The 19,140-nt window shown below is 73.5% G+C and carries 16 protein-coding genes; 8 read left to right on the top strand and 8 right to left on the bottom strand.

The features are described from left to right. Positions 1-7 precede the first annotated feature (7 nt). The 4 genes from AC2RP6_RS35465 to AC2RP6_RS35450 form a co-directional block, all read right to left on the bottom strand. Entirely contained in the window at positions 8-796 is a 789-nt protein-coding gene (locus AC2RP6_RS35465; protein ID WP_486449918.1) for a class I SAM-dependent methyltransferase, read from the bottom strand. A gap of 395 nt (positions 797-1,191) precedes the next feature. Then, the gene (locus AC2RP6_RS35460) at positions 1,192-2,034 is read right to left on the bottom strand and encodes a dienelactone hydrolase family protein (protein WP_486449917.1); all 843 of its coding nucleotides are present in this window, start codon (positions 2,032-2,034) and stop codon (positions 1,192-1,194) included. Between the two features lie 77 nt (positions 2,035-2,111). Then, a complete protein-coding gene (locus tag AC2RP6_RS35455; protein WP_486449916.1) occupies positions 2,112-4,559 on the bottom strand; it encodes a GAF domain-containing SpoIIE family protein phosphatase in 2,448 nt (815 codons plus the stop codon). Then, the gene (locus tag AC2RP6_RS35450; protein WP_486449915.1) at positions 4,556-8,575 is read right to left on the bottom strand and encodes a HAMP domain-containing protein; all 4,020 of its coding nucleotides are present in this window, start codon (positions 8,573-8,575) and stop codon (positions 4,556-4,558) included. Before AC2RP6_RS35450 ends, AC2RP6_RS35455 begins: the two co-directional genes overlap by 4 nt. 382 nt (positions 8,576-8,957) lie before the next feature. Here AC2RP6_RS35450 and AC2RP6_RS35445 point away from each other — a divergent pair, with 382 nt between their 5' ends. Further along, positions 8,958-9,350, top strand: a complete 393-nt coding sequence (locus AC2RP6_RS35445; protein WP_486449914.1) for an ATP-binding protein — start codon at positions 8,958-8,960, stop codon at positions 9,348-9,350. Between the two features lie 31 nt (positions 9,351-9,381). On the opposite strand, the gene AC2RP6_RS35440 is transcribed toward AC2RP6_RS35445, so the two are convergent. Beyond that, positions 9,382-9,726, bottom strand: coding sequence for an STAS domain-containing protein (locus AC2RP6_RS35440; RefSeq protein ID WP_486449913.1), 345 nt, complete (start codon positions 9,724-9,726; stop codon positions 9,382-9,384). A gap of 268 nt (positions 9,727-9,994) precedes the next feature. Here AC2RP6_RS35440 and AC2RP6_RS35435 point away from each other — a divergent pair, with 268 nt between their 5' ends. The 4 genes from AC2RP6_RS35435 (at position 9,995) to AC2RP6_RS35420 (ending at position 12,811) form a co-directional block, all read left to right on the top strand. Further along, positions 9,995-10,864 (top strand): SigB/SigF/SigG family RNA polymerase sigma factor, encoded by an 870-nt coding sequence (locus tag AC2RP6_RS35435; protein WP_486450562.1) that lies wholly within the window; start codon positions 9,995-9,997, stop codon positions 10,862-10,864. Positions 10,865-11,053: 189 nt separating this feature from the next. Continuing rightward, positions 11,054-11,461, top strand: a complete 408-nt coding sequence (locus AC2RP6_RS35430; RefSeq protein ID WP_486449912.1) for a hypothetical protein — start codon at positions 11,054-11,056, stop codon at positions 11,459-11,461. 180 nt (positions 11,462-11,641) lie between these two features. Further along, the gene (locus tag AC2RP6_RS35425) at positions 11,642-12,076 is read left to right on the top strand and encodes an ATP-binding protein (protein WP_486449911.1); all 435 of its coding nucleotides are present in this window, start codon (positions 11,642-11,644) and stop codon (positions 12,074-12,076) included. A 72-nt stretch (positions 12,077-12,148) separates the two neighbouring features. Continuing rightward, the gene (locus AC2RP6_RS35420; protein WP_486449910.1) at positions 12,149-12,811 is read left to right on the top strand and encodes a DUF4230 domain-containing protein; all 663 of its coding nucleotides are present in this window, start codon (positions 12,149-12,151) and stop codon (positions 12,809-12,811) included. On the opposite strand, the gene AC2RP6_RS35415 is transcribed toward AC2RP6_RS35420, so the two are convergent. Beyond that, a complete protein-coding gene (locus AC2RP6_RS35415; RefSeq protein ID WP_486449909.1) occupies positions 12,802-13,233 on the bottom strand; it encodes a VOC family protein in 432 nt (143 codons plus the stop codon). The genes AC2RP6_RS35420 and AC2RP6_RS35415 overlap by 10 nt on opposite strands. Positions 13,234-13,399: 166 nt before the next feature. Between AC2RP6_RS35415 and AC2RP6_RS35410 the strand changes: the two genes are divergently transcribed. The 3 genes from AC2RP6_RS35410 (at position 13,400) to AC2RP6_RS35400 (ending at position 15,483) form a co-directional block, all read left to right on the top strand. Continuing rightward, complete coding sequence (locus AC2RP6_RS35410) at positions 13,400-13,849, top strand: SRPBCC family protein (RefSeq protein WP_486449908.1); 450 nt, start codon at positions 13,400-13,402, stop codon at positions 13,847-13,849. A 5-nt stretch (positions 13,850-13,854) separates the two neighbouring features. Continuing rightward, on the top strand, positions 13,855-14,676 hold the full coding sequence (locus tag AC2RP6_RS35405; RefSeq protein ID WP_486449907.1) for a DUF1206 domain-containing protein: 822 nt from the start codon (positions 13,855-13,857) through the stop codon (positions 14,674-14,676). Positions 14,677-14,871: 195 nt separating this feature from the next. Next, positions 14,872-15,483 (top strand): response regulator transcription factor, encoded by a 612-nt coding sequence (locus tag AC2RP6_RS35400; protein ID WP_486449906.1) that lies wholly within the window; start codon positions 14,872-14,874, stop codon positions 15,481-15,483. Position 15,484: 1 nt separating this feature from the next. Here AC2RP6_RS35400 and AC2RP6_RS35395 read toward each other — a convergent pair whose 3' ends face one another. Beyond that, on the bottom strand, positions 15,485-17,311 hold the full coding sequence (locus AC2RP6_RS35395) for an ATP-binding cassette domain-containing protein (protein ID WP_486449905.1): 1,827 nt from the start codon (positions 17,309-17,311) through the stop codon (positions 15,485-15,487). After that, positions 17,308-19,128 (bottom strand): ABC transporter ATP-binding protein, encoded by a 1,821-nt coding sequence (locus tag AC2RP6_RS35390; RefSeq protein WP_486449904.1) that lies wholly within the window; start codon positions 19,126-19,128, stop codon positions 17,308-17,310. Before AC2RP6_RS35390 ends, AC2RP6_RS35395 begins: the two co-directional genes overlap by 4 nt. Between the last annotated feature and the right edge of the window lie 12 nt (positions 19,129-19,140).

Raw genomic sequence — 19,140 nt, 5'->3', positions numbered from 1 at the left:
GCGGGGGTCAGACGTCGGCCCCCACCGCGCTGACGCGGATCTTGGACTGGCCGTGGCCCAGCTCCTCCCAGTCGTCCATGAAGCGCGCGGCCAGGCCGTGCCGGGCGGCGAGGTCGACGAGGGTCTGCGTCCGGTAGTAGAAGTCCTCGCGCAGGACCTGGTGTTCGGTGCCGGTGGTGCGGTCGAAGGTGAAGTCGAAGTGGCCACCCGGTGCCAGGACGCGGCCCACGTGGGCGAGGCATTCGTCGATCACCTCGATCGGCGAGTGCGAGAACACGCTGTGGGCGTGGACCACGTCGAAGTAGGCGTCGGGCAGGAAGTCCAGCGTCAGGTTCCTGGTGATCGTCAGGTGCGGGACCTTGGCCTGGAGTCCGCGTTCGGTCAGCGTGCGCTTGGCGGCGATGAGGATGTCGGGCGAGATGTCGATGCCGTAGTAGTGGCCGGCGTCGAGGTAGTCGATGAAGCGCCAGCCGGCGCGGAGGTTGCCGCAGCCGATGTCCAGCATCCGCGCGTCGGGCTTCAGGCCGTGCCGGAGCAGGTAGTCGAACTGCATCTTCCCGAGGGCGAGCCAGCGTTCGTGGGTCTGGCTGCCGACGGCGGCCTCGGGGTTGCGGCGCGTGTCCGAGGCCATGACCGCCCGGTAGTAGCTGACGTGGTCCGGGTGCTTGAAGGCGAGCCACCGGTCGCGCGCGGCGCGCTTGAGGTACGGGGCGATGCGGTGCGGGCGGCTGGCCGCGTAGCGGACCTTGTGGACGAGGGACTCCCGGTTGGCGGTGAGGTTCTTCCTGGTGGCCATGAGCACTCCGTCTTCGTCGCAAGGCGAACTCCCGGCGCGGCGGACGGGATCCGCTGCCACCCGGGAGGATCTTCAGCATCCACCATACGTCGGTGACCGACATATGCAAATCACTGGAATGTGACGGGCGGACGCATCCACCGACGGCCGGACGGGTGGCTGATCTAGGGCGATATGCCCAAGATTGCCACTTCCCTCCCCCGCGCATCGGGCAACGCGCCCCAGCGCCGTCCCGGGAGGGGCCGGCAGCGGCCGTCAGAGGGCGTCAGGGGGCGTCAGAGGGCGTTCGTATGATCACCGCGAGCCTGACGCGCCTCCACCGTCCTGTGGCCCCCAGGACGTCGGCCGACGCGTTGGCCGGACAGCTGGGCGGCGCGGCGTGGCCCCGGGCGGCGTCAGTTCGCGGCGGTGGGGGGCCCTTCGAGCAGCAGGCGGGTGCGGAAGAGGTCGAGGACCGTGTCGAGGGCCTCGCGGGTGGGATGGCCCGGCTCGTCCACGAGGTGTTCCGTCAGCACGGAGTGCGGCGGCAGGGCGCTCCGCGGGTTCGCGTCGGCGTCCTCCAGTTCGACGGCGACGAAGGCGTCGCCCAGCTCGCGCCGCAGGTACGCGAAACGGTCGGCCGGGACCAGCCGGTCCCCCCGGAAGCGCAGACCCAGGACCTGCAGCCCCTCGCGCTCGCAGCGTCCGCGGACGACGGCGAGGTCCTGCGGGCTGATGTCGATGGCGGCGGCCCGGCCGCCGGTGCAGGCCAGCGGCAGCGACGGTTGGGACAGGACCGGGGCGACCAGGCGTTCGTCCGTGGCCATGGCCAGGGCGAACCCGCCGGTCAGGCACATGCCGACGGCGCCGACACCGGGGCCGCCGCACCGCTCGTGCTCGGCGGCGGCCAGCGCGCGCAGCCACCCCACGACGCGGGAGCTGCGGCCCGTCGCCAGCAGGGTGAACTCCCGGCTGACGCACACCCGCCACATGGTCGACGCCATGTAGCGGGCGCTGCTCGCCCAGCCGACGGCGCGGGGGTCGGGGTCCCGGCCCGGCTCGCCGAAGAGCACCGGGAGCACGGCCGTACAGCCGGCGGCGGCCACCCGCCCGGCGAACTCGGCGACCTTGGGGGTGATGCCGGGGACCTCCGCCAGGACGATCACGGCGGGGCCGGTGCCCGCGCGCAGCACCCGGCGGGTCGCGCCGTCGTGGGTGAACGCACCCTCGGTGAAGCCGGTCAGGTCGTGCTTCGGCACGGGCCCGGTCCCTTCCGTCGGCGCTGCTGGACCGCGCTCAAGTTACCGGCAGGTATGGGCTGGTGGTCAACCCCCTGTCAGCCCACCTGGATGCCGATCACGCAGGTGTCGTCGTCGGTGTCCGACCGGCTCCCGGCGAGGAGGCGGTCCAGCCGGGCGTCCAGGTCCCCGGCTCCGGCCGCCGCCGCGTTCACGAGATGGCCGAGGGAGTCCTGGACGGAGGAGTCCCGTCGTTCCACCAGCCCGTCCGTGTACATCAGCAGGGTGTCGTCCGGTTCGAGCTGGACCTCCCGCTCGCCGTACGTCACATCGGGCAGGGCGCCGAGCAGCAGGCCCTCGATCAGCGGGAAGGCGTCGGCCCGGCCGCCGCGGACGATGACGGGCGGCAGATGGCCGGCGCGGGCCCACCGCAGCACCCGCGTGCGGGGGTCGAAGACGCCGCACACGGCGGTGGCGGTCACGTGCTTGGCCAGGTTGTGGGTGACCGTGTTGAGCCAGGACAGCAGCTGGCCGGGGCCCGCGCCGGTGACGGCCAGGCCGCGCAGGGCGTTGCGCAGCACGACCATGCCGGTCGCGGCCTCGATGCCGTGGCCGGCGACGTCACCCACGGACAGCATGATGAGGCCGGAGGGCAGGACCACGGTGTCGTACCAGTCGCCGCCGACGAGCGACTCGGTCTCGGCCGGCCGGTAGCGGACGGCGACGCGCATGCCGGGTGCTTCGACGGCCGGCGGTGTCGGCGGCATGATGGCGTGCTGGAGCTGGAGGGCGAGCCGGTTGCGTTCGGCCGACTCGGCCTCGGTGTGGGCGAGCTGGTCCCTGGTCGCGGCCAGTGCCACCTCGGTCCAGTGCTGGGCCGAGATGTCCTGGTAGGCGCCGCGTACGGCGTGCAGCCGCCGGTCCGCGTCGAGGACGGGCTCCGCGACGACCCTGATGTGGCGGGTGATGCCGTCGGGGCGCTGGAGGCGGAAGTTGACGGATGAGGGTCGGCGGTGGTGCAGCAGCGCCCGCAGGAACCGGCCGAGCGCGGCGGAGTCGTCCGGATGGGCGTGGTCGGCCAGGTCGCGCAGTCCCACCGGCTGTGCGGTGGCCGGGAGGCCGTACAGGGCGTAGAGCTGGGCGTTCCAGGTGGTCTCGCCGGTGGCGAGGTTCTCCTCGAATCCTCCGATGCGGCCCAGGCGCTGGGCGTGCTGGAGGAGGTTGGCCAGCCGGGCCGTCTCGTCCTCGATCCGCCAGATCAGCAGGACGGCGGCGCCGTGGCGGCTGACGCTGATGTCCGCGAGCGAGGTGAGCGGGATCTGGTCGACCAGCGCGGTCAGGCTCATGCGTTCGGCGCGGAACGGCTCGCCCGTGGCGTGGACGCGCTCGATGATGTCGAACAGCCCGTTCTCGGCGGCGGCCATCGGGTAGGCCTCCAGCAGCAGGGCGCCGTTGACGTCGCCGCGCGGCCGTCCCACGGGGTCGACGAAGCGGCTGCCGACGTGCCGGATGCGGAAGTCGGTGAGGCGGCCGCCGGGGTCGAGGACCGGGGTGAGCACCACGGCCGGGTCCTGCAGTCCCTCGGCGAGGTCGATGAGTTCCGCGACGTCCGGGAGCACCGCGTCGTTGGCCGCGGGGTCGTACGGCGGGGAGGCGTCCATGGTGCGGGCGCACAGCTCGGCGAGCGCCTCGACCTGGCGCTCTATCTGCGGCGGCTGTGGTGCCAGGGGGCCGGGCCAGCAGATCTCGAGGACGCCGTGGATCCGGCCGCCGGTCCCGGTCGGTACGGCCATCCGACCTCCGTCGGGCCACTGGAGGTGGCCGATCGAGGGCAGGCCCGCGCGCTGGAGCCGGGCCAGGGTCACCAGTCGGCGCTCGCGCAGGGCGAGGCCGGAGACGGTGGAGACGCCGGGCGGTACGTGCCGCCAGCGGACGGCCTCCTGGGGCGGGAACCCGGCGTGGCCGGCGAGTGCCAGCGAGCCGTCGGGCATGGCGGTCCACACGGCGACGGCGACGGCGCCCAACGGCCCCAGTGCGTTGGTCAGGAGGGACTCGGCGACGGCCTGGGTGTCGGAGGCGGCGGCCAGCATGCCGCTCTCCGCGGTGCGCAGCCGGACCGACAGCGTGGAGTGCCCACCGGCGTCGCCGGCGTCGCCGGCCCCGGCCGCGCCGCCCGTGGTGCCGGCGCCTTCCACGAACGCGGCCGCGATCTCGCTGACGTGGTCGCGGGCCGCCTGGTTGACGATGTCGGCGGCCAGTTCGAGGCGGGAAGTGCCGCTCTCCCGGCAGAGCACGTCGAGCTGGCGCGCCGCCGCGGCCGGCGTGCAGTTCAGCTGTCCGATGAGGATGCCCTTGGCCAGTTCGACCAGGGCTCGGCCGTCGGCGGCGGCCTGCGCCTCCAGCACCTCCCGGCGCAGCCGTTCGACGGTGGCGACGAGCCGCCCGAGCGGGGTCGGGGACTGCTGCGGGATGGTGCAGGGGGTCTGTCCCGCGGCCGAGGCCGCGGGCGGGTGGACGGCGCTGCCGCGTGTCGTGTCCCCGGTCATCGCGTGAGCCAGTGCCGCACACGGGCGATGAGGTCGTCGGCGTCCACCGGTTTGGTCACGTAGTCGCTGGCACCGGCGGCGAGGCTCTTCTCCCGGTCCCCGGGCATGGCCTTGGCGGTGACCGCGATGATCGGCAGGGACTCGTACACCGGCATGCGCCGGATCTCGGCGGTGGCCGCGTAGCCGTCCAGCTCCGGCATCATCACGTCCATCAGGATCAGGTCGACGTCGGCGTTGCCGGTGAGGGCGTCGATGCCCTTGCGGCCGTCCTCGGCGTGGAGCACGCGCATGCCGTGCAGTTCCAGGACCCCGCTGAGGGCGAAGAGGTTGCGCGCGTCGTCGTCGACGACGAGGACGGTACGTCCGGCCAGGTCGCCGTCGGGCACGTGGGCGTCCTGCTGCCGGGCGTCCGGGCGCACCAGCGGCAGCACGTCCCCGGGCTGTTCCGCCGACAGGTGCAGGGCGATGCGTTCGCGCAGTTCGTCGAGGCTGGAGAGCAGTTCCACCCGGCCGGACGCGGCGCGCTCGCGCAGCGCCTCCTCCCGGCCGGTGCGGACCCGGGGGTTGTTGTGGGCGAGCACGGGGAGCGAGGAGAGGGCCGGGTCGCCGTCGAGCGCGTCGAGGAAGCGGAGCGCCTCGCCGTCGGGCATGTCCAGTTCCAGTACGACGCAGTGGAAGGCGTCGGACGCCAGGGCGGCGGCCGCCTCCCGCGAGCTGGTGGCGCCCACGACCTGGATGCCGCCGCGCTCCCCCGGCGCGTGCGGGTGGGGGGTGAAGTCCCGGTCGGCGCTCTCGGCGACGAGGGAGAGGAGCCCGTTCGGCCGTTCCTCGATCACGAGCAGCCGGCGGGTGCGGCGCTGCGCGGGAAGTGCGGGCGTCTCGCGGCGGCCGGTGGTCTCGCCGGTCCGGGAGGTGTCCTCGGGCACCGTGGTCAGGGTCTCGTCGGCGGGCGGGGCGTCCTCGTAGTCCGCGCGGCTGACCGGCAGGTAGAGGGTGAAGGTGCTGCCCTGGCCCGGGGTGCTCTCCGCGGTGACGGCCCCGCCGAGGAGCTGGGCGATCTCGCGGCTGATGGACAGGCCGAGGCCGGTGCCGCCGTACTTGCGGCTGGTGGTGCCGTCGGCCTGCTGGAAGGCGCCGAAGACGGACTCCAGCTGCTGCTCGGGGATGCCGATGCCGGTGTCGCGCACCCGGAAGGCCAGCATGGGGCCGCGCCGGGAGACGTCGGCGGGGATCTCCGGGGCCGTCGCGGGTTCGATGCGCAGCTCGACGCCGCCGCGCTCGGTGAACTTGACGGCGTTGGAGAGCAGGTTGCGCAGGATCTGGCGCAGCCGGGAGTCGTCGGTGAGCAGGTCGTCGGGGGCGTCGGGGGCGGTGGTGACGGTGAAGTCGAGGCTCTTCTGGGTGGTCATCGGCCGGAAGGTGGCGTCGACGTACTCGAGCAGCTGGGGCAGGTGCACCCGCTCGGGGTTGATGTCCATCTTGCCCGCCTCGACCTTCGACAGGTCGAGGATGTCGTTGATCAGCTGGAGCAGGTCGGAGCCGGCGGAGTGGATGATGCCGGCGTACTCGACCTGCTTGGGGGTGAGGTTGCGGGTGGGGTTCTGCGCGAGCAACTGGGCCAGGATGAGGAGGCTGTTGAGCGGGGTGCGCAGTTCGTGGCTCATGTTGGCCAGGAACTCCGACTTGTAGGTGGACGCCAGCGACAGCTGCTGGGCGCGGGCCTCCAGTTCCTGCCGGGCCTGTTCGATCTCCAGGTTCTTGGCCTCGATGTCGCTGTTCTGGCTGGCGAGGAGGGCGGCCTTCTCCTCCAGTTCGGCGTTGGAGCGCTGGAGTTCCTCCTGCTGGACCTGGAGTTCCTCCGAACGGGCCTGGAGTTCGCCGGTCAGCCGCTGGGACTCGCCGAGGAGTTCGTCGGTCCGGGCGTTGGCGACGATCGTGTTGACGTTGGTGCCGATGGTCTCCATCAGCTGGGCGAGGAAGTCCCGGTGGACGGCGGTGAAGGCGCTGAAGGAGGCGATCTCGATCACGCCGAGGACCTGGTCGTCGACGACGATCGGCAGGATGATCAGGCTGCCCGGGGTGGTGTGGCCGAGCCCGGAGGAGATGATGTAGTCGCCGGGGACCCGGTCGGTGGCGATGATGCGGTGGCTGCGGGCCGCCTGCCCGACCAGGGACTCCCCGAGGGCGAACCTCGTGCCCTCCTCGGAGTGCGCGGGGCGGCCGTAGGAGCCGACGAGGGTGAGGACGGTGCCGCTGGGCGCCTCCTCGGCCAGGTAGAAGGCGCCGTACTGGGCGGCGACCAGCGGTGTCAGCTCGTCCATGACGAGTTCGGCGACGGCTGCGAGGTCGCGGTGGCCCTGCATCAGGCCGGAGATGCGGGCGAGGTTCGACTTGAGCCAGTCCTGCTCCTGGTTGGCCCGAGTGCTCTCGCGCAGCGAGCCGACCATGGAGTTGATGTTGTCCTTGAGTTCGGCGACCTCGCCGGAGGCGTCGACGGTGATCGAGCGGGTCAGGTCGCCCTCGGCGACCGCGCTGGCGACCTCGGCGATGGCCCGGACCTGCCGGGTCAGGTTCCCGGCCAGCTCGTTGACGTTCTCGGTGAGCCGCTTCCAGGTTCCGGAGACGCCCTCGACCTCGGCCTGGCCGCCGAGGCGGCCCTCGCTGCCGACCTCGCGGGCGACGCGGGTGACCTCGGCGGCGAAGGAGGACAGCTGGTCGACCATCGTGTTGATGGTGGTCTTCAGCTCCAGGATCTCGCCGCGGGCGTCCACGTCGATCTTCTTGGACAGGTCGCCGTTGGCGACGGCGGTCGTGACGAGGGCGATGTTGCGGACCTGGCCGGTGAGGTTGTTGGCCATGGAGTTGACGTTGTCCGTGAGGTCCTTCCAGGTGCCCGCCACGTTGGGGACCCGGGCCTGGCCGCCGAGGCGGCCCTCGGTGCCGACCTCGCGGGCCACGCGGGTGACCTCGTCGGCGAAGGCGGACAGGGTGTCGACCATCGTGTTGATGACGCCGGCCAGCGCGGCGACCTCGCCCTTCGCCTCCACCGTGATCTTCTGCGACAGGTCGCCGCGGGCGACGGCGGTGGCCACCTGGGCGATCGATCTGACCTGTCCGGTCAGGTTGGACGCCATGACGTTGACGTTGTCGGTGAGGTCCTTCCAGGTGCCGGAGACCCCCCGGACGGTGGCCTGGCCGCCCAGGTTGCCCTCGGTGCCCACCTCGCGGGCGACGCGCGTCACCTCGTCGGCGAAGGCGGACAGTTGGTCGACCATCGTGTTGATGGTCTCCTTCAGCTCCAGGATCTCCCCGCGGGCGTCCACCCGGATCTTCTGCGTCAGGTCGCCCTGGGCCACGGCGGTGGTGACCTCGGCGATCGAACGGACCTGCGCCGTCAGGTTGTCGGCCATGACGTTGACCGATTCCGTGAGGTCCTTCCACGTACCGGACACGCCCTTGACGTCGGCCTGGCCGCCGAGCCGGCCCTCGGTGCCGACCTCGCGGGCCACCCTGGTGACCTCTCCGGCGAATCCGGAGAGCTGGTCGACCATCGTGTTGATGGTCTCCTTCAGCTCCAGGATCTCCCCGCGGGCGGTGACGGTGATCTTCTGGGAGAGGTCTCCCTTGGCCACGGCCGTCGCGACCTGGGCGATGGAACGCACCTGGGCCGTAAGGTTTCCGGCCATGAAATTGACCGAATCCGTGAGGTCCAGCCAGGCGCCCCCGACACCGGGTACGTCGGCCTGACCGCCCAGGGTGCCTTCGGTGCCCACCTCGCGCGCCACGCGCGTCACCTCGGAGGTGAACAGCGACAGCTGGTTCACCATGCCGTTGAAGACGGTGGCGATCTCCCCGAGGAGCCCGTCCGCCCCGTCGGGCAGCCGGGTACGGAAGTCCCCGTCCCGCACGGCGGTCAGCCCGGCCAGCAACTGGCGCAGTTCCGACTCGCCGATCCCGCCGTCACCCGGCACTGCCGGAGCCCCGCCCAGTGGATCCCCGCCCGCCCGCTCGGCCATCCGTCACCCTCACTCTCGATCCCAACCGCGCCGACACGCGGACAGACAGCGCCCTGGAACCAGGGCATGCCGGAGCGCCCGGTCCAGCGGGATCCGTCCAGGCCGCGGCACCGGTCCGGTGAAGGCTAACGCCGTCGGAGGTGCGATGGAGCACGGTCGATCACTCCGGCGGCCGACACATCCGGAATCCGGGGAGGGGCACCCGCCCGGGTTTCCGGCCCCTCGGGCCCGAACTCACGTTCCCACCACGGTGCTTCGGAAATCTCCGGATGCGACCGGTCCCTCCGGGTAGACGAGCGGTGACGAACGGCACGACGGCGGAAGAGGGGTGAGGACCTTGGCGGTCAAGGCAGTGGGCTGGGCACGTTCGTTCCCGATTTCGATGGGAGTCCGGGCAGCGCGGCAGTGGACCGCCGCGCACCTGGCGTCCCTGCCGTGGAACGCCTCGGCGGCCGACACCGTGCACTCCGTGCTGCTGTGCGTCTCCGAGCTCGTCACCAACGCCCACCTGCACGCCTCCGGCACCGCGCACCTGGTGCTGACGTGGGACGGCCGCTGCCTCCACGTCAGCGTCGCCGACTCCGATCCGAGGCTGCCGCGGACCCGGACCCCCGAGGGCGACGCGAGTGCCACTTCCGGCCGCGGGCTGGGCATCGTCACCGCACTGGCCGACTCCCTGGACGTGCACGCCTGCCACGGCGGCAAGGCGATCACCGCCTGCTTCCGCCCCGCCGGCGGGCCGGACCCGCACGGAGCCGCGCCGTGCGGCGTGTGACCCGTTCCCGGGACCGACGCGTGCGGCCGGTTCACGCGGCGACGGCGTCCTCGACCGTCGCGTGCAGGGAGAGGACGGTGTCGGCGCCGGTCACGGCGAACAGCCGGCGCAGTTGCTCGCCCGGGGAGGCGATGCGCAGCGCGGTGGTGTGGTGCAGGCGCAGGAGCAGGTTGAGGAACGAGGAGTCCCCGAAGGTGATGGACGCGGCGTCCAGAACCACCAGCGGGTGCCGCCGAGCGGCCGCGGTGAGAACCTCCTCCAGCGGGTTCAGCGTGTCCTGGTCCAGTTCCCCGTGGGCCGCCACCACCCAGCCGTCGCCCGCCGGGTAGCCCTCCCCCACCGCTCCCGGCTGGTACGCGTCCCCGAATCCGCTCATGTCCGCCTCCACGGATCGCCGCCTGTTCCTCTACGTCAAGGGAGTATGCCTGCTCACAGCGGCGGCACAGCGCCCCCGGGTCGCCCGGCGCCCCCGTCGGGCGCACGGTGCGACGCCGGGAAAAAAGTCGTGCAACCCGTGTGTGTGAAATCAAAAAGTCGGGGCACAAGCGCCACGGCAGCCGCAGTCAATCGGGAGGGAGCGGCCAACCATGTCTCGCTCGGCCACCGTCGTAGTGCCCGTTCACGCAACCGACGTGCACGTCCCCATGCACGACCTGGAGGACCCCGGAGCACCGGCGCGGGACCAGGAAGTGTCGCGGGTGGAGAACGCCCGTGAGATGTCGCCCGCCGACGCGCGCGAGCTGTCGCGGCACTTCTTCCGGCGGTTGCAGGCGCTGGAGGAGGGCACGCACGAGTACCAGTACACGCGCAACACCCTGATCGAGATGAACCTCTCGCTCGTGCAGTTCGCCGCACGGCGCTTCCGGGCCCGCGTGCTCGGCGGCGGCCTCGACATGGACGACATCATCCAGGTGGGGACCATCGGCCTGATCAAGGCCATCGACCGCTACGACCTCGACCGCGAGGTGGAGTTCTCCACGCTCGCCCTGCCGTACATCACGGGCGAGATCAAGCGGTACTTCCGCGACACCACCTGGGCGGTGCACGTCCCGCGCCGCCTGCAGGAACTCCGCACGGAGCTGGCCAAGGCCCAGGAGGCCCTGACCGACGTCCTGGGCCGGGCACCGACGGTCAAGGAGGTCGCCCAGCACCTGGAGCTGTCGGAGGAGGAGGTCATCGACGGGCTGGTGGCCGCGAACGGCTACACGAGCGGTTCCCTCGACGCCTCGGGCGCCGACGGCGACGCGCCGTCCACGCCGAACGGGACGACGCGGCCGCTGGCGGAACGCCTCGGCGAGGTCGACCCGGCCATGGAGCTCTTCGAGGAGTTCCACACCCTGGCACCCCTGCTGGAGGAGCTCGACGAGCGCGACCGGCGCATCCTGCAGATGCGCTTCGGCCAGGACAAGACCCAGGCCGAGATCGGCGCCGAGCTGGGCATCTCGCAGATGCAGGTGTCCCGCCTGCTGTCCCGCACCCTGGCACGCCTGCGCGCCGGCATGCTCGCGGCGTAGGCAGACGTGCACCATGACGCCGAGGCCGGGCGCGACGACGCCGCCGGCAGCCCTGCCGCTGCGGGGCCCTCCCGGCGCGCGTCCGAGCGGGAGCTGCGACCTCGACACGCGACGGGTCCTGTCCGGTCCCCTCGGCGTCGTGGCCGGGCCGACGCGGTACGGGACGCCCGGCGCAGGCGCCCCGCTCTCATGGAGCGGGGCACGGACCTGCCGAGCCCGGGCCGCGCGGGCCTGTCGGGCCTCTCGGCGGACCTGGACCGCCCGCTGTCCGAGCCGGCCGGGCCGGTGGCCCGGCCGGCGTACGCGTACGGCGGGGCGGCGGAAGTGCGCGACCACTCCGAGGACTGGGGACGCCGTACCGCCCGGACCGCGGCGCGACGCGACGACCTGGTCATGGCGATCAGCGAGGCCGCGGCCGACTCCCTCTCGCACGGTGGCGGGCGGCCGGCCGATCCGATGGCGGGACGGCGGCGTCCCTCCCTCGCCTCGGACCACGGCGGCCGCGGTCCGTGGATGATCCACCAGCTCTGTGACCTGGTGGAGGTGCGGGCCGTGGAGAGCGGCCTGACGCTTCGGCTGCATGTGGCCACACCCTGAGAGCGGCTGTCGCCTACAATGTCACGCGCCTGCCAGGGGGACCACGGGACGCCTGCGGTATGTGGACTGTGTCGTACATCGATCGTGGCCGCGCCGGGCATACGCCTGTGACAGAGACCAGTGCCAACGCGGGGGTGAGAGAGCTCAGTGGAGACCGTCGGAGCGGAAACGGGTGATCCTGTGGGTGTCGGCCTTCCCGCCGCGGGGCAGCGCCGCAGGCTCGCCCTGGCGGGCGTGCGCGGCTCCGTGGCCAAGGGGCGCGACTTCACGCGCCAGGCCCTGGGGGACTGGGGCTGGGACGGGACGGAGACCGCGGAGGACACTCTGCTCCTCGTCTCCGAGCTGCTGACCAACGCGTCACTGCACGCGGGTGGCTGCCACGAGCTCGTCCTGACGGGCGGAGGCAAGGCGCTGCGCATCGAGGTGTTCGACGGCAGCACGACGCTCCCCCGCCGTGATCCGGCGCCCCGGCGCGGCGTTCCCGGCGGCCACGGCCTGCACATAGTGGAGCGGCTGTCCGATCGCTGGGGAGCCGACGTGCACGCGGGCGGCAAGGCCGTCTGGGCCGAGATCGAGGCCTCCCGGCTGGTGTCCGGCGACGCCACGGGCCGCTGATCGTCCCGCACGGATTCCTTCCGGCCCGTCTCCGTCCGTAGTGGAGTCGCCTACACGGGGTATCCGCGGGGCATGGAAACCTCTTCGGATCGGCCGGGCGGCACGCGGCGCCCGATGTGGGGTCGGATCGCCGCCGCACTGGCGGTGGTCGTGGTGCTGTTCGTGTTCGTGGAGCGCTTCAGCCTGCTGCCCGGCTTCGGCGGACTCTTCGGATCGGACACCAGGGACCGGTCGGGGCCGGCGCTGCTGAAGTCGGTGCAGGACATGGATCGTTATGAGGCGGCCGTCGGAAACTTCCAGGTGGTCGTCGACCTGGAGAAGGACGCGGCGTTCCTGCCGGACGCGATCCGCGGGACCCGCACCCTGTACGTGGGGGCCGGCACGGTCAGCGGCTACGTCGACATGGGCGGGCTGGACGAGCGCAGCGTCACCGTGAACGAGGACCGCACGGGCGCCACGATCCGGCTGCCGCACGCGGTGCTCGGCACGGCGGCCCTCGACCCGAACCGTTCGTACGCGGTGTCGAAGCAGCGGGGCCTGCTGGACCGGCTCGGCGATCTGTTCTCCGACAACCCGGGGGGCGAACAGGCCGTGCAGAAGCTCGCCGCACAGCACATCGACGCGGCGGCCCGCGACAGCGGTCTGGTGGACCGCGCCGAGAAGAACACCACGTCGATGCTGGAGGGGCTGCTGCGCTCGCTGGGATTCCGCGAGGTGACGGTCACCTACGGCTGAACGCCGCCCTCGGGCCGGGCGGGGTCCTCCCGGACGGCCGCGAGGACGAACGCGTGGCCGGCCGGGTCGGCGTAGCGGCGCAGGGTGGTGCGGTTGTCCGGCCGGGTGCCGTCCTCCTCCGCGGCCACCGGGCGGGCTCCCAGGGCAACGGCCTCCCGCTCGGCCTCGTCGAGGGCGTCCTCCGTCACCAGGATCCGCAGGTGGACGTCGTGGGAACCCTCCAGCAGCGGCCAGCTCGGGGTCGCCCGGTGCGGATCCCGGCGGACGCCGAGCAGCGGGCCGGCGCTGCCGGTGACCAGGAAGAGCTCGCCGTCGTCAGTGGCCGGGCCGGCCGACGCGCCGAGCAGGTGCGCGTAGAACCGGGCCAGCGGCTCCGGTTCGGCGCAGTCCAGGACGATCACGCTTGTCTTGAGTACGGTCATGCCCCCCGTGTGCCCTGCGTCGTCACCCGTACACGCGGCGTACCCGCGCCTGCGGGCGGGGCCGCGCATGGCGCCGACGCGGCCGGGTACCCGCGCTGCGAGACGTCCAGACGGACGCCCCGCACCTCCGGGGTGCGGGACAGCCGACGACAGGGAAGGGGTGCGCATGTCGCACGTCGAGGAGTATGTCGAGGTCAACGTGCCGGTTCGCACGGCCTACAACCAGTGGACCCAGTTCGAGGACTTCCCCGCCTTCATGGAGGGCGTCGAGCGCATCGACCAGCGCACCGACACGCTCACCCACTGGGTGACGAACGTCAACGGCGTGCGCCGCGAGTTCGACGCGCAGATCACCGAGCAGCTCCCGGACCAGCGGGTCGCCTGGATGACGGTCGACGGTGAGACCCGCCAGGCCGGACTCGTCACCTTCCAGCCCATCGACGCGAGCACCACGAAGGTCGTCCTGCGCATGAACTGGGTGCCCGAGGGACTGGCCGAGGGCGCCGCCGACAAGCTCGGCTTCGTCAAGCGCCAGGTCACGGGGGACCTGAAGCGGTTCAAGACGTTCATCGAGTCGCGCGGGATCGAAACCGGCGCCTGGCGGGGCGAGGTCTGAGCACCATGAGCGGCGAGGCTGCGAGCAGGGGTGCCCGGACCGTGTCGCGCGGCGGCACGGTCCGGGAGGTCGCGGGCAGATCCGGGCTGGTGGCCCACGGAGTGCTCTACGCGCTGATCGGGGTGCTGGCGGTACGCGTCGCCTTCGGGGGCGGCGAGAAGGAGGCCGACCGGCAGGGTGCCCTGCAGGAACTGGCCGACAAGCCCCTCGGCTCCGTACTGATCTGGGCCGTCGGCATCGGTGTGGTGTGCATGGCGGTGTGGCGCCTGTCGGAGGCCGTGTTCGGCGCGGCGGGGCCGAAGGGCGACAAGGCCACGAAACGGCTGGCGGCGGCGGCCCGCTGCGTGTTCTACGTGGTGGTGGCCTTCTCCGTCTTCGCGTTCGCCGCCGGCAGCGGCGGGAGCTCCGGGGACGCGCAGTCGCGTGACATGACCGCGAAGGCCCTCGGGCTGCCGGCCGGCCAGTGGCTGGTGGGCGCCGTCGGGCTGGGGATCGCCGTCGCGGGTGTGGTCATCGCGGTGAAGGCGGTCCGGCGCGACTTCCGCAAGCACCTCGACATGGGCGGGTCCTCGCGGGGCTCCCGCAAGGCGGTCGACTTCCTCGGGGTGGGCGGCGGGCTGGCCCGCGGAGCGGTGTTCGCGGCGGCCGGCGGCTTCATCCTGTACGCGGCGGTGCGCTACGACCCGGGGCAGGCCAAGGGACTCGACGACACGTTGCGGTCGTTCGCCCTGACCCCCGCGGGGCCGTGGCTGCTGGTCGCGGTCGCCGTCGGACTGACGCTCTACGGGGCGTTCGACTGGGCGATGGCCCGGTGGCGCGAGGTGTGAGCCCTCGCGCGGGGGCCGGCGGAGCGGGACCCCGCCGGTCTTCAAGGCAGTAACCCGCCGAAGGGGGCGCGGATCCGTGACCATCTCGGCCAAGTTGTGCGTGCGCCCCCGAGAGCCCCCCGCAGTGACGTTCCATCTCCCCTGTACGGGGGCAGCCGCGTGGTGCTGTCGTTCGATCACCGAGGAGAGCTCACGATGACGAAGGTCCTGGTCCTGCACAATGTCAGCCTGGTCCGGTCCGCCCTGGCCGCACTGCTGAGATCGGAAGGACCTTTCGAGGTCACCTCCGCGGGATGGCGCAGCGCGGCGCGGCGGGCGGAGTCCTTACGACCAGACGTGACGGTCGTCGACCTCGACTGTCCGGGAACGACGGCCGTGCTGGCCGAGCACGGGCCCGCCGCCGACCGCCAGGTCCTCGCCTCCCCCTCCCCCGTCCTCGTGCTCGCGTCGACCGGCGCGCCCGGTTCGCTGCACCGGGCCTTCCGTGCCGAGGCCCGCGGCTACGTCGACAAGGACGGCTCCCCGGGGCGGCTGGTCCGGGCGGTGCGCAGAGTCGCGGCGGGGGAGAAGTTCATCGACGCCTCGCTGGCCTCCGCCTTCATGGCGGCGGACCCGGTTCCGCTGAGCCCGCGCGAGCTGAGCGTGCTGGCCCGGGCCGCGGAGGGCGACTCCATCGCCGAGATAGCCCGCGCGCTGCACCTGGCGAGCGGGACGGTGCGCAACTACATGGCCGCGGCGACCCGTAAGACCGGCGCGCGCAACCTGATCGACGCGATCCGCATATCCCGGCGGGAGGGCTGGGTCTGAGTCATCCGTCCGCGGTCTCGTTCCACTTCCCCACCAGATCGCGGTAGAGCGGCGATCTGGCCGGGAGTTCCGCATGGGTGCCGCACACGGCGCGGGTCCCGTCCAGGACGAGGACCCGGTCGGCGCGGGCCGCGGACGAGACGCGGTGGGCCACGACGACGAGGGTGCCGGGCCGGGCCGCGAGGGCCCGTTCGGCACGCTCCTCCGTAAGCGGGTCCAGGTGGCAGGTGGCTTCGTCGAGGAGCAGGAGGGGCGCCGGCGAGAGGTAGGCGGCGGCGAGCGCGAGCTGCTGGCCCTCGCCGCGGGACAGCAGCCCGGGCCGCACCTCGGCGTCCAGTCCGCCCAGCCGTTCCACCAGGCCGTCCAGTCCGAGGGTGTTGACGGCGTGCCGCAGCCGGGCGTCGCCGGAGCGGGGGCCGTCCGGGCCCTCGGCGCCGCAGAGGTGGGTGAGGTTCTCCCGTACGGTGCCGGTGAACACGTAGGCCTGCTGCGGCAGGAGGGTCCGCCGCGGATCCGGTCCGCCCGCGCCCGGTGCCCTGCGGGCGGCGGCGCCCGCGATGAGCACCGTGCCCGCGTCCGGTGCGAGCATCCCGGCGAGCAGGACGGTGAGCGTGGATTTGCCGATGCCGCTCGGACCGACGACGGCGAGGTGTTCCCCCGGCCGCACGACGAGGTCGAGGGCGTCGAGCACGGGCGCCGCGCCGCGGCCGTAGGCGAAGGTGACGCCCCGCAGTTCGGCCGCGGCCGGGGCGGGACGGGCCGGGCCGGTCGGCGGCGGCGCCGCCGCCGGAGGCTTCGCGAGGGCCGTGCGCGGGGACGCCGGGGTGCAGAAGCGCTCCAGGACCACCAACAGCCGGGTCCCCGCGGAACCGAGCGCCGTCATCAACGAGTTGAGCGCGGGCAGCAGGGCCTGCAGCACGTAGGTGAGACCGCCGGCGAGCGTTCCGGCGGTGACCCCGTGCGCGAGCAGCCAGGGCGCCGCGACGAGCAGGGCGATCACCGGCAGCCGGCCCGCCGTGCCCAGGGCCAGGGTTCGCAGGGCCGCCCAGTGCGCGAGCCGGCGGGCCAGCTGTTCCTGCGCGGCGATCAGGGGCTCGATCCGCTCCCGCTCCGCCTGCTGTCCACCACAGGCCACGACGTCGCGCAGGCCCGTGCCCAGCTCCCCCAGCCGGTCCGCGAGCGCCTCGTCGGTGTCCAGGGAGCGTCGTTGCACGGCCGCCATGGGCCGGAGCGTGGCCAGGAACACGACCACGCCGAGGAGCAGGGGCGGCAGCACGACCAGCAGCAGGACCGGGGCCAGGGCCGCCATGCCCGCGAGGGCGCCGACCGCGGTGAAGACGAACGAGCGCACCGTCAGGACGAGGCCCGCGAAGGAGTCCCGGGCCATTTCGGTCTGCTGGGTCAGGCGGGACACCGCGCCCGCGTCGGGAGCGCGTGCCGGGTCGTCGACCGCGCGGTCCAGTGCCTGCCGGACCGCCCGCCGGACCAGGCCGTCCCGCAGGGGTTCGACCAGGTCGGCGAGTCCGGCGAAGACGCCCCGCAGCGCGAAGCCGCCGAGGACCGCTCCGGCCGCGGCCGCGGCCAGCCAGGCCAGCCCGGTGCCGGTGCGACCGGCGAGGAAGCCGTCGTCGAGGGCGCGGGCCACTCCGTAGCCGCCGAGGAAGGTGTGCGCGGACTCCAGGAGCGACCACCCCGCCAGGCGCGCCAGGACGCTTCCGCGGCCGCGCAGGAACCGCCGGGCTTCGGGAGCCACCCGCCGCCAGGCCTCCGTCTCGGTTTCGGTCGCGGTCCCCGTCCGGGTCCGGGCCCCCGCTCCGGCTCCGGTCATCGGCCCGCCTCCTGCTTGCGCGGGGGCGACGGCCGGTCGTCCGTGTCCGTTCCGGGCGGCGGCGTCGTCGTGGTGTCGGCGGCGAACACCTCCCGGTAGGCGGGTTCGCGCCGCCACAGTTCGGCGTGGGTACCGGCCGCGCGCATCCGTCCGTCCTCCAGCCAGACGACGAGGTCGGCGCGGACGGCGGACGAGAGGCGGTGGGCGACGACGATCCGGGTACCGGGCCGGATCTCGCGGGCGAGCGCCCGCTCGACCTCCCGGGCGGTGACGGTGTCGAGGCTGGAGGTGGCGTCATCGAGTACGAGGAGCCGGCCGGCGCGGCAGAACGCCCGGGCGAGCCCCAGGCGTTGGACCTCCCCGCCGGACAGCGGGGCGTCGGCGAGGCGCGTCGCGTACCCGTCGGGCAGACGGCGTACGAACGGGTCGGCGCCCGCGGCCCGGGCCGCGGCCCGCACCGCCTGCGGTCCGGGAGCCGGGCCCGCGCCGAACCCGATCGCCCCGCCGACCGTTCCCCCGAGCAGCACGGGCCGGTCGAAGGCGTACCCCACCTCGCGGCGCAGCGCTTCGGCGCTCAGTTCCCGCAGCGGCACGCCGTCCAGCAGCACCTGGCCGGCGTCGGGGTCGGTGAGCCGGCCGGCGACGGCGGCGAACAGCGTCTTGCCGGCCCCGGACCGGCCCACCACCGCCACGGTGGTGCCTCCGGGGACCACCAGGCTGATGTCGCGCAGGACGGCCGAGCCGCCGCGCACGACCCGTACGCCGCGCAGCTCCAGGGTGCCCGGCCCGGCGGGCGGCAGCTCGGCGCGGCCGTGACCGAGCGGGGGCAGGGCGAGGAGGGCGGCGGTCCGGCGGGCGGCGGCCCTGCCGCGCACCACGGCGGCCAGGGCGCCGGTGACCGCGCCGACTCCGGCGGCGAGGCCCGCGTACCGCAGCACCGCGAGGAGTTCACCGACCCCGATGGCCCCGGCCGACAGCCGGATGCCGCCGACGGCGAGGACGGCGTACAGCAGGATGGGCATGAGGGCCGAGGAGCGGGCCGTCGTACCGCCGTAGACCTGCCACATGCGCCGGCCCTCGGCGCCGAGTTCGGGGAGCCGCGCCAGGATGCGGGCGCGTTCGCGGTCGGCGGTCCCGGCGGCGGCGATCGTGCGCGCTCCGGCCAGTGCCTCGACGAGGCGTCCGGCGGTGTCGAGCTGCACCTGCTGGTAGCGGGCGACGCTGCTGAGGGTGTCCCGGGTGAAGGCCCGCAGCAGGAGCACCAGCAGCGGCAGGCCGAGGAGGAAGGTGAGCGCCGTCCACGGGTCGATGAGGAAGAGCGCGGCCATCGCGCCGAGCGGTGGCAGCAGCGCCGCGACGCCGTGCGCGACGGCCGCCGGGACCTTCCCCGCCTCGGTGGCGTGCGCGGTCAGTCGCGCGGCCGTCTCGCCGGGCGGGTACCGGGCCGCGTGGTGCGGTGCGGTCCCCAGCAGCCGGGCGAGCCCGAGCCGGCGCAGCCGGGCGGTGGAGCGGCCGTCGACGTCCCCGGTCAGCCGTGCGGCGGTGGCGTCCAGGGCCACTTCGGCGGCGATGACCGCGGCGCACAGCAGCGTCCATGCGGGGCCGGACGGGTCGGCGCGCAGCAGCAGGTCGAGGGTGTGGCCGAGGACGGCGGGTTCGGCGAGGGCCGCCGCCGCGGCGGCCAGGGTGCATCCGAGGACGGCGGCGGTGCGTCCGGCGCTGTGCCGGGCGGCGGCGACGAGCGCCCGGTCCGCGCCGCGGGCCAGTGCGGGCTCCGGCTCCTGCGCGGGTCCGGCGGCCGCGTCGGGAGGGCTCATCGGCGGATGCCT

The organism is Streptomyces sp. WAC03905 (assembly GCF_057371075.1).
The sequence above is the reverse complement of the archived record's forward strand: the minus strand, read 5'-3'. Positions and strand labels throughout refer to the sequence as shown.